This window comes from Pantoea sp. A4 (genome assembly GCF_000295955.2).
Taxonomy (GTDB): Bacteria; Pseudomonadota; Gammaproteobacteria; order Enterobacterales; family Enterobacteriaceae; genus Pantoea; species Pantoea multigeneris.
The window spans coordinates 54,854-68,806 of the sequence record NZ_ALXE01000001.1 but is presented as its reverse complement, the minus strand read 5'-3'; the positions used below and the strand labels follow the sequence as shown (position 1 = coordinate 68,806).

14 protein-coding genes are annotated in these 13,953 nt (G+C 55.6%); 2 read left to right on the top strand and 12 right to left on the bottom strand.

Annotation, left to right across the window (positions count from 1 at the left end):
- Positions 1–23 precede the first annotated feature (23 nt).
- Positions 24–956, bottom strand: coding sequence for a 50S ribosomal protein L3 N(5)-glutamine methyltransferase (prmB, locus tag B880_RS0100335; RefSeq protein WP_017345390.1), 933 nt, complete (start codon positions 954–956; stop codon positions 24–26).
- 161 nt (positions 957–1,117) lie between these two features.
- On the opposite strand from prmB, the gene smrB reads away from it, so the two are divergent.
- On the top strand, positions 1,118–1,666 hold the full coding sequence (smrB, locus tag B880_RS0100330; protein WP_017345389.1) for an endonuclease SmrB: 549 nt from the start codon (positions 1,118–1,120) through the stop codon (positions 1,664–1,666).
- 7 nt (positions 1,667–1,673) lie between these two features.
- Here smrB and sixA read toward each other — a convergent pair whose 3' ends face one another.
- From sixA to fadI, 3 genes are all read right to left on the bottom strand, one after another.
- The gene (gene sixA / locus B880_RS0100325) at positions 1,674–2,156 is read right to left on the bottom strand and encodes a phosphohistidine phosphatase SixA (protein WP_017345388.1); all 483 of its coding nucleotides are present in this window, start codon (positions 2,154–2,156) and stop codon (positions 1,674–1,676) included.
- Positions 2,157–2,356: 200 nt separating this feature from the next.
- Positions 2,357–4,483 (bottom strand): fatty acid oxidation complex subunit alpha FadJ, encoded by a 2,127-nt coding sequence (gene fadJ / locus B880_RS0100320; protein WP_017345387.1) that lies wholly within the window; start codon positions 4,481–4,483, stop codon positions 2,357–2,359.
- Positions 4,483–5,793 (bottom strand): acetyl-CoA C-acyltransferase FadI, encoded by a 1,311-nt coding sequence (gene fadI, locus B880_RS0100315; RefSeq protein WP_017345386.1) that lies wholly within the window; start codon positions 5,791–5,793, stop codon positions 4,483–4,485. The genes fadJ and fadI overlap by 1 nt, the downstream gene beginning before the upstream one ends.
- Before the next feature lie 394 nt (positions 5,794–6,187).
- Between fadI and fadL the strand changes: the two genes are divergently transcribed.
- The gene (gene fadL, locus B880_RS0100310) at positions 6,188–7,468 is read left to right on the top strand and encodes a long-chain fatty acid transporter FadL (RefSeq protein ID WP_017345385.1); all 1,281 of its coding nucleotides are present in this window, start codon (positions 6,188–6,190) and stop codon (positions 7,466–7,468) included.
- Between the two features lie 50 nt (positions 7,469–7,518).
- On the opposite strand, the gene mlaA is transcribed toward fadL, so the two are convergent.
- The 8 genes from mlaA to B880_RS0100270 are packed head-to-tail and all read right to left on the bottom strand — an operon-like array spanning position 7,519 to position 13,941.
- Positions 7,519–8,286 (bottom strand): phospholipid-binding lipoprotein MlaA, encoded by a 768-nt coding sequence (gene mlaA, locus B880_RS0100305; RefSeq protein ID WP_017345384.1) that lies wholly within the window; start codon positions 8,284–8,286, stop codon positions 7,519–7,521.
- 33 nt (positions 8,287–8,319) lie between these two features.
- A complete protein-coding gene (gene ccmI / locus B880_RS0100300) occupies positions 8,320–9,531 on the bottom strand; it encodes a c-type cytochrome biogenesis protein CcmI (RefSeq protein ID WP_017345383.1) in 1,212 nt (403 codons plus the stop codon).
- Complete coding sequence (locus B880_RS0100295; protein ID WP_017345382.1) at positions 9,528–9,986, bottom strand: cytochrome c-type biogenesis protein; 459 nt, start codon at positions 9,984–9,986, stop codon at positions 9,528–9,530. Before B880_RS0100295 ends, ccmI begins: the two co-directional genes overlap by 4 nt.
- Positions 9,983–10,540 carry a DsbE family thiol:disulfide interchange protein gene (locus B880_RS0100290; RefSeq protein ID WP_017345381.1) on the bottom strand — a complete coding sequence of 186 codons (558 nt, stop codon included), beginning with the start codon at positions 10,538–10,540 and terminating at the stop codon, positions 9,983–9,985. Before B880_RS0100290 ends, B880_RS0100295 begins: the two co-directional genes overlap by 4 nt.
- Positions 10,537–12,492, bottom strand: a complete 1,956-nt coding sequence (locus B880_RS0100285; RefSeq protein ID WP_017345380.1) for a heme lyase CcmF/NrfE family subunit — start codon at positions 12,490–12,492, stop codon at positions 10,537–10,539. The genes B880_RS0100290 and B880_RS0100285 overlap by 4 nt, the downstream gene beginning before the upstream one ends.
- Positions 12,489–12,974 (bottom strand): cytochrome c maturation protein CcmE, encoded by a 486-nt coding sequence (gene ccmE, locus B880_RS0100280; protein WP_017345379.1) that lies wholly within the window; start codon positions 12,972–12,974, stop codon positions 12,489–12,491. Before ccmE ends, B880_RS0100285 begins: the two co-directional genes overlap by 4 nt.
- Positions 12,971–13,204 carry a heme exporter protein CcmD gene (ccmD, locus tag B880_RS0100275; RefSeq protein ID WP_017345378.1) on the bottom strand — a complete coding sequence of 78 codons (234 nt, stop codon included), beginning with the start codon at positions 13,202–13,204 and terminating at the stop codon, positions 12,971–12,973. Before ccmD ends, ccmE begins: the two co-directional genes overlap by 4 nt.
- The gene (locus B880_RS0100270; RefSeq protein WP_017345377.1) at positions 13,204–13,941 is read right to left on the bottom strand and encodes a heme ABC transporter permease; all 738 of its coding nucleotides are present in this window, start codon (positions 13,939–13,941) and stop codon (positions 13,204–13,206) included. Before B880_RS0100270 ends, ccmD begins: the two co-directional genes overlap by 1 nt.
- Positions 13,942–13,953 lie beyond the last annotated feature (12 nt).

Below are 13,953 nucleotides of genomic sequence, written 5' to 3'. Positions count from 1 at the left end.
GCGGGCGAGCCAGCGCCCGTCAGTCAGTCTTTATATACAGAGAAATGGTGTTGCGCAGCGACGATCTGATCGCGCGTCAGCATAAATACGCCGTCGCCGCCGTTATCGAACTCCAGCCAGGTGAAAGGCACATCGGGATATTGATCCATCATATGCACCATGCTGTTACCGACTTCACAAATCAGCACGCCTTCTGCGGTCAGATAATCCGGGGCGCAGGCAAGAATACGGCGCACCAGCTTCAGGCCATCACTGCCCGCCGCCAGGCCAAGTTCTGGCTCGTGACGATACTCGTTTGGCAGATCGTCCATATCCTCTTCATCCACATAAGGTGGATTGGTGACGATCAGGTCATATTGTACCGCTGGCAGTTGGCGGAACAGATCGGCACGCTGAGGGGTAACATGGTGGATTAAACCATGTTCTTCAATGTTTTGCTCGGCCACAGCCAGTGCATCGGTGGAGATATCCACGGCATCAACTTGCGCTTCCGGGAAAGCATAGGCACAGGCGATGGCGATACAGCCGCTGCCGGTACACATATCCAGAATATGCTCTGGCGCGTGTGGAATCAGACCGGCAAAGCGGTTCTCAATCAGTTCGCCAATCGGTGAACGCGGGACCAGTACGCGCTCATCCACATAAAACTCGTGGCCACAGAACCAGGCTTTGTTGGTCAGATAGGCGACCGGAACACGCTCGTTCACACGACGAATCACACGTTCAACAATACGCTGGCGCTCACTAGAAGTCAGACGGGCGTGACGCATATCTTCCGGAATGTCGAGCGGCAACCACAGGCTTGGCAGCACCAGTTGCACGGCTTCATCCCATGGATTGTCGGTGCCGTGACCGTACCAGATCCCGGCAGCTGAGAAGCGACTGACTGCCCAACGCAGCATGTCCTGAATGGTGTGCAGCTCGCTCACTGCCTCATCGACGAAAATTTTGTCCACGTAGCCCTCCGCAGGCCCTTTTGCTAATCACTTAAATCGGCCGATAGTTTGCCACGAAGTTGGCGATAATTCAGCGTGGCGGTGTGAAAAAGCTGACTTTGCCCTGCGGATAACGGTAAGGTAACGCCCTCTTTCTCTTCGCAGCCATAAGTTAGCCCGAAATGAGCAAAAAACAACCACTGAGCCAGGACGATAAATCGCTGTTTCGCCAACTGATGAGCGGCACTCGGGAGATTAAGCAGGATACGATTGTCCATAAACCTGGGGTAAAAACCCGCGAAGTGCCATTAAAGCGCCTGCTTTCTGAGCAGGCGGATAACAGCCACTACTTTTCTGATGAGTTTCAGCCACGGCTAGCCACGGAAGGGCCAATGCGGTATGTCCGTGCCGATGTCAGCCACTATGAGCTCAAAAAACTCCGTCGCGGTGACTTTTCACCCGAAATTTTTCTCGATCTGCACGGTCTGACGCAGCTACAGGCAAAGCAGGAATTGGGAGCGCTCATTGCCGCTTGCCGCCGCGAACACCTGTTCTGCGCCAGCGTGATGACCGGACATGGCAAACATATTTTGAAGCAGCAGACACCGCTGTGGCTGGCGCAGCACCCGTGGGTGATGGCGTTTCATCAGGCCCCCAAAGAGTTTGGTGGTGATGCTGCGCTGCTGGTGCTGGTTGAAGTGGAAGAGTGGCAACCGCCTGAGTTGCCATAACGCAGAATTACATCGCTTTCGCCAGCTTAGCCGGGCTAACCTGCCACTGCAATTTGCCTTCTCCGCTGATCGCATCGAAGTTGATGCAGGCAATCGCTGAGGTCGCAAACATCGGCGGCGTCTCCTGCGGGCAAAGCTCCGATACCAGATAGCCCACTAACGGCAGGTGAGAGATCACCAGTACCGATTTAACGCCTTCTCCGGCTAATGCCTGCAGGTAGCAGCCCACCAGGCCAGGATCGCCGCCGGGCGTCAGTTCCGCCAGCACTTCCTGCCGTTCAGGCAGATCCAGTGCTTCGCGCACGGTTTGCAGCGTCTGCTGCGCGCGCAAATAGGGGCTGACAAGCACCCGTTCAATATCGGGTGACTGGCTGTTAAGCCAGGCAGCCATCTGGCGTGATTCATCACATCCGCAAAGGGTCAGGGGCCGAACTGAATCGCTTGCTGCTTCCAGGGCCGCATCACCGTGACGCATGATAAAAACTTGCATAAAGCACCGCTGTTGTTGATCGAATTGTCAGAAACTGAGGTTACTGACAGGTCATTCCGGGAATGAACGCTGTGTTTTACCCCAATGCCCGAAGTAGAGTCAACCGGTTGTTTATTAAATAGGCATGAGCCTGACGTGGCTCATCGCTTTCATCACCGCCACTCACCGCTAACACACTGAATCAGTAAGGCCATTTCTGTTTATGAAGAAATGTAAAATTTTTTCTTCGTCGTAGCAGCGCTTAATAACCCTTCACAGGGGGTAAACCGCTCGCCATATTCCTCAGAGAAATAACGCAGTTTCGCTATCACGTCATCAACACCCCGTTGGTCAAGATAACGGAACGGGCCGCCAAGAAAAGCGGGGAAGCCGATGCCAAACACAGCGGCAATATCACCGTCACGCGGGCTGGCAATCACCCCCTCATCCAGACAACGTACAGCTTCGTTTAACATCATCATAGTGCAGCGTTGTGCAATCTGCTGGGCTGTTTGTTGTTGTGTCACGCGAACGCCCAGTAGCGTATAGATAGCCGGATCGGGTTTCTTCCGCTGGAAGGGCCAGCGCGAAGACCCGTACGAGTAGAAGCCCTTGCCATTTTTGCGCCCTTTGCGCCCGTCGTTAATCACCTTTTCCAGCACTGCGGGAGCCGCAAAACGCTCGCCCCACGCCTGCTGTAAAATCGGAGAAATTTTACTGCCGACGTCAATGCCCACTTCATCCAGCAACTGAATCGGTCCCACTGGGAAACCGAACTTCACCAGGGCGCGATCGATATGTTCAATCGGCTCACCTTCTAACAGACAGCGCAGTGCTTCATTGATGTAGGGCGTCAGAATACGGTTGACGTAAAACCCGGCTTTATCTGCCACCACCACCGGGGTTTTACCCTGAAGCCGCGCCAGCGCCAGCGTCGTCGCCACTGTTTTCGCCGATGTGCCGGCATGGGGAATGACTTCAACCAGCGGCATTTTTTCCACCGGGCTAAAGTAGTGCAGCCCGATGATATTTTCGGGTCTGGTTGCCCCCGAGGCGATCGCCTCGATCGGCAGCGAAGAGGTATTAGAGGCAAATACCGTATGCGCCTGGCAGTGCTGCTCCACCTCTTGCACCATCTGTTGTTTCAGTGCCAGATCTTCAAACACGGCTTCAATAACCAAATCGGTATGTCTGAAACCCTGATAGTCGGTGCTGCCGGAAAGGCGAGCCATCTGCTGCTGACGTTGCGCAGGACGGATCTGACGCCGCCGTACCTGCCGCGAGAGCAGATCCCAACTGTAGCGCAGCGCGTGGTTAATACCGTTTACGCTTACGTCTTTGATACGTACCGGTAAGGCCGCTTTTAGCGCCGTTACACTGGCAATGCCGCCCCCCATGGTCCCGCCGCCCAACACGCCAATATGTTCCAGCGGCCCCACCTCCTCCGCGCCCTGCTCTTTTTTCAGCGCGGTAGTGGCAAAGAAAATCCCGCGCAGAGTCTGGGATTCGCGACTCATTGCCAGTTCACCAAAAGCGCGTGCTTCGTCAGCATGGCCTTTCACACTGCCGTGTTCAATGCCGCTGGCAACCACTGCCAGAATGCGCTCTGTGGCGGGATAGTTACCCTGGGTTTTTTGCTCAGTTTGTCGCCGTGCCAGTGCGAAGAACCCGTGACGAATGCCCGGCAGAGTAAACAGGCGCTCACGCCACCCCAACTGGCGCGAGGCGGGTTTACCCTGTAGCACCCGTTGCACCGCCGTTTCGAGCAGAATCGACTGCGGCACCGCATCATCCACCAGCCCTAATTTGCGCGCCTGTTTGGCGCGTAAGGTTTTTCCGGTCAGGATCAACGGCAGTGCCTGCGGTAAGCCAATCAACGCTGGCAGGCGCTGTGTTCCGCCCGATCCTGGCAACAAGCCGAGCTGGACTTCTGGCAATCCCAGCCGGGTTTTATCATCCAGCGAACAGATACGGGCATCGCAGGCCAGCGCTAACTCCAGCCCGCCCCCAAGGCAGGCACCATGAATGGCGGCGACCACGGGAAAAGGCAGCGCAGCCAATGCCGCCATCACTTCTTGTCCCTGACGCGCCAGAGTTTCCGCTTCCTCTGCACTCTGGCAGCGTTCGATCATGCTGATATCGGCACCGGCAATAAAGTTATCGGCTTTACCGGAGACGATCACTAATCCCGCCAGTTGCGGGTCCTGACGCGCCTCGGCCACCACCGCGTTCAGTTCAGCGGCAAACTCCGCACGCAGGGTATTCATTTTCTCGCCAGGCACATTAATGGTAATAATGCCCACGTGATCGAGCCGCATCTGTAGCTGAAACGCGCCTGTCGTCTCCATTACGCCACCTCCAGAACCATAGCTGCACCCAAACCGCCCGCCGCGCAGGCCGTAACCAGCCCTAGCCCGCCACCGCGCCTTCTGAGCTCGTGTAGCGTTTGGGTGATCATTCGTGCTCCCGTCGCCGCAAAAGGATGTCCGTAGGCAATGGAGCCGCCGAGGACGTTGAAAATCTCTTCATTGACTTCACCCAACGCGTGCGGACGATGTAGCACTTCACGCGCGAAACGCTCATCACGAAACATGTTCAAATTGGCGAGGGTTTGCGCAGCAAAGGCTTCATGCATATCAATCAGGGTTAAGTCAGCCAGGGTAATCCCGGCGCGATCCAGCGCACGAGGGGAAGCATAGGCCGGGCCGAGTAGCATATCCTGCCAGACGTCAATGGCACTGAAGGCGTAACTGCGCAGATAACCGAGTGGTGTGATGCCCAGTTCTCGTGCCCGTCCTTCCGTCATCAGAATCACTGCTGCGGCACCATCGGTCAGCGGCGTGCTGTTGGCGGCAGTGACGCTGCCGTGCTTACGGTCAAACGCCGGGCGCAAACGTGCATAATCCGCAGCCTGCGCATCAAAACGGACGTTGTTATCCCTTTCTACCGCCTGCTTCCAGGGAGGAATAAAAGCCGGCATCACTTCCTGCTGCAACACACCAGACTGCCACGCCTGCGCCGCACGCTGATGCGAGCGCAGGGCCAGACTGTCCTGCTGCTGACGTGTAATGCCATGGCTTTTCGCCATCTGTTCGGCGGTATCCCCCATACGCAGCCCGGTGCTGTACTCCGCCACCGCAGGGGGAACCGGCAGGAGATCTTTGGGTCGCAGCCGCTTGAGGACCTGCCACTTTTTGCCGAGGCTACGCGCCTTAGTCAGATCCACCAGCGCGCGCGCCAGCGGTTTACTGACGCCAATCGGCAAGACGGAACAGGAGTCTGCTCCCCCGGCAATCCCGGCGCGGATAGTCCCGGCCAGCAGGCTTTCCGCCACGTTGGCCACCGCCTGAAAACTGGTGGCACAGGCACGACTGACGCTGTAAGCATCGGTGTGCACACTCAAGCCGCTGCTGAGGACGATCTCACGCGCAATATTGGGTGCCTCTGGCATCTGGACCACCTGACCAAACACCAACTGTTCAATGACCTCAACCGGTAGCTCACTGCGCGCCATGAGCTCGCTAACCACCATCCTCCCCAGCTCCAGCGCGGGAATACCGTGGAATTCAGTGGCCTGGCGTAAAAAAGGGGTGCGTAGGCCATGAGTGATAGCAATACGTTCACCCTGCGCGGTACGGAGTGGCTGCGCTGTTGTCATCGTGTCACCTGCATTGCGGAATTAAGGCATCATTGCCAAAGAGGTCAGACCTGATTCAGTGTTAACCACAAGCAGCCTCACTGCCAATGGCGCGTGAAAAAAAGTGCGAGAAATACCACGCTTTTCATTTAATTAAGATCGTCTGCGCGGCCGCACTATTGATTGATCAAAATGATCGGGAAAATCGCGTTTTGCAGCCTGGATCAAATTTTTAGCGTTTAACCGGGGGCGTTTTATTGATCGCGGCAGAAATATTTAAACAACATCATTGCAACATTGACACAGGTCGGACCTATACTTCGCTAACTGGTCTGATATGTAGGTGAATCAGTGATCCCTACAATCCGCCCTCCTTGTTGCGCCGTCTAATAATAATTTATGTGAGGTTGTGGTTATGGCCCCAAAAAACGTTTTTATCAAATCAGCCGTGGCAGCTGCTGTAGCGTTAATGTCTTCTCAAGTGCTGGCAGCCGGTTTCCAGCTCAATGAATTTTCTGCCGCAGGCTTAGGCCGCGCCTACTCCGGTGAAGGCGCAATGGGCGATACCGCCGCCTCAGCCAGCCGCAACCCCGCGACCATGGCCTTAATGGATCGCCCTGAATTCTCTATCGGTGCCGTATTTATCGATCCCGATGTGAATATCAGCGGCACCAGTCCTTCAGGTCGTAGCTTAGATGCTAAGAATATCGCACCGACCCAATGGGTGCCGAATATTCACTATGTGCAGCCGATTAACGATCAATGGTGGATAGGCGCATCAATCACCTCTAATTATGGTCTGGCGACAGAATATAATAACGGTTATACCGCTGGGCCTTATGGCGGTACTACCGATCTCATGACTGGTAACTTTAATATCAGCACGGCCTATCGCCTGAATGAACACTTTAGCTTCGGCCTCGGCGTTGATGCGGTCTATGCCAAAGCGAAAATTGAACGCTATGCGGGCGAATCGCTCTCTTCTCTCGGCGTCCCTGCCAATACACAGATTGCCCATCTGAATGGTAATGCGTGGGGTTATGGCTGGAATGCCGGTGTGCTGTACGAGGTGGATAAAAATAACCGCTTTGGTCTGAGCTACCGTTCAAAAGTTAAAATCGACTTTGACGGCAACTACCGTAGCGACCTCCCGAGCTATATCAACCCAATCAATCAGGCTGCGGGCCTCGGTTTACCTTATGCCACCGGCGGATCGACCATTCCAGGTTCACTTACCCTGAATCTGCCAGAGATGTGGGAAATTTCCGGCTGGCATAAAGTGGCACCGAAGTGGGCGGTCCACTACAGCATGGCCTACACCAGCTGGAGCCAGTTCCAGGAACTGAAAGCCACCAACAACGGCCAGACGCTGTTCTACAAGGATGAAGGCTTCCATGATGCCTACCGCATCGCCCTGGGTACCACCTACTTCTATGATGCGAACTGGACATTCCGTACCGGTATCGCCTTTGATGACAGCCCAGTCCCGGCAGATAAACGTTCCATCTCCATTCCTGACCAGGATCGCGTCTGGTTAAGCGCCGGTACCTCTTATGCGTTTAATGAAGATGCCTCGATTGATGTCGGTGTCTCCTACATGCATGGCCAGCACGTCACGGTGAAAGAAGGGGCGTATACCTTTAACTCCGTGGGTAAAGCGTGGCTGTACGGTGCCAGCTTCAACTACAAATTCTAAGCACAAAAAAAAGGCGACATCTCTGTCGCCTTTTCTCTTCCCACCGTCGCTTACTGCGAATCGATATCTTTTAAATCATCCTGAATCGCACCGGCGTTTGGATTCACTTCCGGCTTCAACTGCCCGCCATTGGCGAGGAAGTCATTGTGCTGGAAGTAAGCGTTACGCACAAAGGCATACGGATCTTTCTGCTGACGCAGGATCGCATCCGAATCCAGCAACTGCGCACGGGTTTCCACCCCTTCCAACGTCCACTTACCGACCGACATCCAGATAGTCAACCAGCTCAACACCGGGTAGACATTATCGACGTAGTCACCGCCATCCTGACGCAGGGTAAAGCTGCCATAGCCCGGTAGCTGCACATAAGGACCATAACCCACATCATAGTGCCCAAGGGTGCTACCGAAACGACGTGCTTCAGTCCGTGCCAACTGCGGATTCGCTTTACCGGCTACATCAATAAAGCCACCCAGACCCAGCGTGGTATTGAGGAAGAAGCGGGTAAAGTGAATCATCGCCTGGCGCGGTTCCCCAACCAGGAAAGCATTCACCATGTCAGCAGGCTCATCCAGGTTACCGAGGAAATTGCTCAGTCCTGAACGTGCCGGTACGGGCACATAATCACGCCATGCAACCGCAACGGGACGCACCACATACGGGTCCATCACGTTGTAGTTGAAGTTAAACATCGCGCGGTTAAAGCCTTCAAGCGGATCGCTACGCTGCTGCGAAGCTTCGCTATCAGAAGGCTTTGAACCGGCACATCCCACCAGAAGTACACTGGCCACAACCAAACTGGTCAGGCGGAAAACCATTCTCATCTCCCTGTACGGTTAATAGTGTTTCGCTCAGGGCTGCTGCTGGTTGATCTCCACAGTCAATGACTGGTGACCATCCCACGGGGTAACCGCGCTCAGGCCAAACCAATCACCCGGTTGAGGGTTGGCTGTGCCATCACGTGAGATACGCACCCGGACCTGCACCTGATGCTGTGCCGAAAGCAGGCGACTTGGCATCATAGCATTGCTGTCATCCAGCGTGAGCGATAACGGGAAATGGCTGAGCGGTAAACGCTTAACAGCCACCGGAACCGGCGAAACACCGTCAGTCACAGAAATATACATCACTCCGCCAGGCGGCAACATTTTTTCTGCCTGTGCTGCCAGCGCAACTTTTACTGCTAAGCCGCTATTTTGCTGTCCGGCATTGGTTTTTGCTTGCTCAATACTGCGCTCAACCATCGTAATTCGCTGATCTCCCGCAGGTAATAACGGTAGCATAGTTTGCCAGGTCGAAATGGCGCTGTCATATTTTTGCAGTTGGAAAGCATTAAATGCAAATAGCCCCAGCACGCGCAGATTCTGTGGCTGCTGCTTACGCAGGTCGTTCAACAGCAGTTCTGCCTGACGGTTATCCTGAGGATCGCTCGATCTTGCCAGGACTTCAGCGTAGTCCTGCTGCAATTCCAGATTTTCTGGTGCCAACTGCAAAGCGTGCTGGAAGGCCAGACGCGCCGTTGTCGCATTGTTCAAGACCATGCCGAGACGGCCCAACATTGCCCAGCCGTTGAGATCGTTGGGTTGCTCCTGCAACTGGCTGCGCAGGCCCAGCTCCAGTCGGCCCAGCTCATCCATAGTTAATGGGCGACCGTGCGGATCCATCAACTGAGCACGCAGCTGAGGATATTCAGCCTTTACCTGGAACCAGGAAGAGACCTGGGCCAGACCGCCGGTTTTCAGGTACATGCCACAGGAAACCAGCACCAGTATCAGCACGCCAGGCAACAGCACCCAGCGGCTACTGTTGTGCGCCTGCATGGCTGCGCTTGAAGGAATATCGGTCAACAGCGTTTGTTGCAGCTCCTGCACCATCTCCGGGCGTTCTGACACTTTGCCCTGCGCTTCATCCTGCTCCAGCTCAATTAAACGCTGCTGATAAAAGTTTTTATTCAGACGATCGCGGTCGCCATCGGTGGCGTTGCGCTGCCGCCAACCTGCTGCCAGAAATAGCGTGCTCGCCGCCACTAACAGCAGCAAAAGGGTAATCCAGAATGCACTCATTGCGTTTTCTCATCACTTTTCAGAAGCGCTGCGAGGCGATTTTGGTCAGCGCTATCCAGCTCAGAGCTGGTTTTTCGCTGACGGCCGCGCAGGATAATCACCAAACCACCCAGTACCACAAACAGCGCCGGTCCAACCCACAAAATCAGGGTCGATGGCTCTACCGGCGGGTTGTAGGTCACGAAGTTACCGTAGCGAGCCACCATATAGTTGACGATTTGCTGACGGCTTTGGCCCTGCTTCATCAGTTCATACACTTTCAGCCGCATATCGGCGGCAATCATCGCCCCGGAGTCGGCGATGCTGTTGTTTTGACATTTGGGGCAGCGCAACGAGGCAGTGATGTCGCGGTACTCTTGCTCCTGCGCCAGGGAGTCAAATTGATAGGTATCGATGGCCGCCCACAGCGAAGCGCTGAACAGCAGGCCGCACAGCAGTAGGATCAGGCGTTTCACGCTCCGGCCTCCTGGCTGTATTTCTGCCACAGCGGCTTCACCTCTTTCTCCCACACCTGAGCGTTCATATCGCCCGCATGGCGATAGCGGATAATGCCTTTACCGTCGATCAGGAAAGTTTCCGGCGCGCCATACACGCCCAGATCCAGCCCTAACATGCCATTGCCATCGTACAGGCTCAGGGCGTAAGGATTGCCGAGGCTATTGAGCCAGTTCACCGCTTTGGTACGGTCATCTTTATAGTTGAGACCCACCACGCGCACGCCCTGCTCTGCCAGCGTATTGAGATACTGGTGCTCTGCACGACAGGTTGGGCACCAGGTGGCCCAGACGTTCAGCAGGATCGGCTTACCGTCTACCAGCGCTTTCTGGTCATAGATTTTGCCCGGCTGGAACAGCGATTCGAGCTTAAACACCGGCACCGGTTTGCCGATCATCGCCGACTCCAGCAGCGTGGGATCGTCACCACCGGCATTGCGTTGCAGCTGCCACAGCAGCGCCGCTGCCAGCAGCAGGAACAGCACCAGCGGAATAAAAAGGATTTTTTTGTTCATGCCAGCTCCTGTTGCCCTTTTTTACGGGCGCGATAACGGGGATCGAACAGGCAGAAAATACCGCCTACAGCCATAAACAGACCGCCAAACCAGATCCAGCGGACAAACGGCTTGTAATAAATGCGCACGGCCCACGAGCCATCGCCCAACTCTTCACCCAGCGCCGCGTAAAGATCGCGGGTGACGCTGCCGCTGATTGCCGCTTCCGTCATCATGGTGCGTGTCGCGGTGTAGAAGCGTTTTTCAGCCTGAAGCACCGCTTCCTGCTTGCCATCACGCGTGACATCAATAATGCCACTGCCACCGCTGTAGTTCGGGCCTTGCAGATTTTGCACGCCACGGAACACAAAGTGATAGTTCTGGATATCGACGCTGTCGCCCGCTTTCATGCGCACATCGCGCTCTACGCTGTACTGGGTACTGAAAGCGATGCCAATCACCGTGACGCCAACGCCTAAATGTCCCAGCACCATGCCCCAGTGGCTGCGTGACAGATGGCGCAAGCCCTGCCAGAAACCGTGGCGATGGGTAGCACGTTCGTGCAGCTCCATCAGAGTCAGGACAATGATCCAGATGGACATCAACAGCCCGACCACCGCCATGGCCGCAATGCGATCCTGCAACAGCCAGGGCAGCAAAATGGAACCCGCTAAGGTCACCACCAGCGCCAGTGCCAGGCGCTTATACAGCTTTTGCGGCTCATCACGACGCCAGCGCACCAGCGGCCCAATACCGAGCAGCAGCGCAAACGGGGCCATGATCCAGCTAAACATGGTGTTAAAGAACGGTTCGCCAATCGAGATACTGCCCAGCCCCAGCTCTTTGTGTACCAGCGGCAGCAGCGTACCCAGCAATACCACTAACATCGCGGCGATCAGCAGAACGTTGTTGCCCAGCAGGAAGGTTTCACGTGACCAGGTTTCATTCTGTACCCGGCTACGGACTTTGCCGCCTTTGATGGCATACAGCAGCAGCGAGCTACCGATAACAATCACCAGGAAGGCGAGGATAAACATCCCGCGCGCCGGATCGGAAGCAAATGAGTGGACGGAAACCAATACCCCGGAACGTACCAGGAATGTCCCAAGCAGGCTGAGGGAGAAGGCAGTGATGGCCAGCAGCACCGTCCAGGATTTAAAGGTGCCACGCTTTTCGGTTACCGCCAGTGAGTGGATCAAGGCTGTACCCGCCAACCAAGGCATAAACGAAGCATTCTCTACCGGGTCCCAGAACCACCAACCGCCCCATCCCAGTTCATAGTAGGCCCAGGCTGAACCCAGCACGATCCCCACGGTGAGAAACACCCAGGCGGCGGTGGTCCACGGACGCGACCAGCGTGCCCATGCCGTATCCAGACGGCCGGTCATCAGTGACGCGATGGCAAAAGCAAAGGCCACGGAGAAACCGACATACCCCATGTACAGAATCGGTGGATGGAAGATCAGGCCGATGTCCTGCAACATCGGGTTGAGATCGCTACCATCAATCGGGAAATCGGGTAACGCGCGGGTAAACGGATTCGATGTCAGGGTGATGAACAACAGGAAGCCGAGGTTGATCATCCCCATTACCGCCAGCACGCGCGCCAGCGCATCCTGCGGCATTCCACGGCTGAAAATCGCTACCGCCACGGTCCAGGTGCTGAGCAGTAACAGCCACAGCAGCAGAGAACCTTCATGCGCGCCCCAGGTCGCCGCAATGCGGTAATAGATTGGCAGCAGGGTGTTGGAGTTGGTGGCGACATACGCCACCGAAAAATCATTCACAATAAAAGCATGCACCAGCACCGCAAACGCAGCGGCGATACAGCCCCACATCGCCCACGCCAGTGGCCGCGCCAGTGCCATCATACGGCCATCCTGACGCGCGGCACCCCAAAGTGGGTAGATACTCAGCAACAGAGAGAGTGCCAGTGCCAGACAGAGTAAGAAGCTACCAATTTCCGGGATCATGACTGCGACCCCGCCGGGTGATAGCCATCCTGTGGCTCGTTAGGGTTCACTTTCATCGCGTTCTTGATTTCCGGCGGTGTGTAATTTTCATCATGCTTAGCCAGGACTTCTTTGGCATTCACCAGGTTGCCTGGTTCGAGCACGCCCTGTGCCACAATGCCCTGCCCTTCACGGAACAGGTCCGGCAGGATACCGACATAGCTGACGCTGATAATGCCGTTGCCGTCATAGAGCTTGAAGCTGACGGCAAGGGTGTTGGGATCGCGCTTCACGCTACCCGGCATCACCATGCCACCGACGCGCAGGCGCTGGCCCGGCTCCGGTTTTTGGTGCTGCTCACCTTTGCCATATAAAATTTCACTGGGCGTATAAAAAAGGTCGATGTTGGAACGCAGCGCATACATCACCAGTGATGTTGCAATGCCGAGTCCCACCAACAACGCCACGATAACCGTAAGGCGGTTGCGACGACGGGTGTTCACATTGGATCTCCTGCCGCTTCACTGGCGGCTTTTTTGGATTTTGCCGCACGAATGCGACGCTCCCTGGACTGACGCTGGCGAATTTGGGCCAGCAAACGGCGACGCTGCACCAGGGTGTGCAGAACTAAAGCGGATAACGGAATTAACGTCAGAATCACGGCCAGCCATACGTAAAACGCATAACCGCCCATAGCGAAGAAATCATGCCAGGAAGCAAAAGCGGGCGTCATCACTTATTCCCCTCTTTCACGACATCAGCCACCCAAGGGCGTTGACGCTCGGTAAACAACAGCAGGTTGCGCATGCGCATCAGCGTCAGGGTGATGAAGACCAGCAGATAACCGAGAATGGACCAACGTAGCGGAGTACGCATTGACGGGTCGATATCCTGTTGCAACATGCCCGAAGAGCCCTGATGTAGCGTGTTCCACCACTGAACCGAGAAGTGAATGATTGGCAGATTGACGACACCCACCAGAATCAAAATCCCCGCTGCGCGACCCGCCGTGCGGCGGTCATCAAACGCGTGATACAGGCCAATGACACCCATATAGAGGAACAGCAGCACCAGTTCTGAGGTCAGCCGTGCATCCCAGATCCACCAGGTTCCCCACATCGGTTTACCCCAGGCCGAGCCGGTGACCAGCGCAATAAAGGTAAACACCGCGCCAATCGGGGCCATCGCCATCGACACCAGATCGGCGGTCTTCATCTGCCAGACCAGACCGATGAAAGCGGCAATAGCCATTGATCCGTAGACGCCCATTGACCACATCGCCGCCGGAACATGAATGTACATGATGCGATAGCTCTGCCCTTGCTGATAGTCGGCTGGCGCGAAACCAAAGCCCCAGATCCATCCCAGCAACAGGCTTGCAACGCCCAGGATGGCAAACCACGGTATTAACCGCCCACATAAGCGGTATAACCGCTCCGGTTTAGCCAGTTGGTGCAACCATTTCCACATGTTCTTTTGCTC

Coding starts and splice junctions, on each gene's coding strand:
- smrB (WP_017345389.1), top strand. CDS start 1,118: ATGAGCAAAAAACAACCACTGAGCCAGGACGATAAATCGCTGTTTCGC.
- mlaA (WP_017345384.1), bottom strand. CDS start 8,286: ATGGTTTTCCGCCTGACCAGTTTGGTTGTGGCCAGTGTACTTCTGGTG.
- B880_RS0100285 (WP_017345380.1), bottom strand. CDS start 12,492: ATGATCCCGGAAATTGGTAGCTTCTTACTCTGTCTGGCACTGGCACTC.
- B880_RS0100270 (WP_017345377.1), bottom strand. CDS start 13,941: ATGTGGAAATGGTTGCACCAACTGGCTAAACCGGAGCGGTTATACCGC.
- B880_RS0100290 (WP_017345381.1), bottom strand. CDS start 10,540: ATGAACAAAAAAATCCTTTTTATTCCGCTGGTGCTGTTCCTGCTGCTG.
- fadJ (WP_017345387.1), bottom strand. CDS start 4,483: ATGGAGACGACAGGCGCGTTTCAGCTACAGATGCGGCTCGATCACGTG.
- fadL (WP_017345385.1), top strand. CDS start 6,188: ATGGCCCCAAAAAACGTTTTTATCAAATCAGCCGTGGCAGCTGCTGTA.
- ccmI (WP_017345383.1), bottom strand. CDS start 9,531: ATGAGTGCATTCTGGATTACCCTTTTGCTGCTGTTAGTGGCGGCGAGC.
- ccmD (WP_017345378.1), bottom strand. CDS start 13,204: ATGACGCCCGCTTTTGCTTCCTGGCATGATTTCTTCGCTATGGGCGGT.
- fadI (WP_017345386.1), bottom strand. CDS start 5,793: ATGACAACAGCGCAGCCACTCCGTACCGCGCAGGGTGAACGTATTGCT.
- sixA (WP_017345388.1), bottom strand. CDS start 2,156: ATGCAAGTTTTTATCATGCGTCACGGTGATGCGGCCCTGGAAGCAGCA.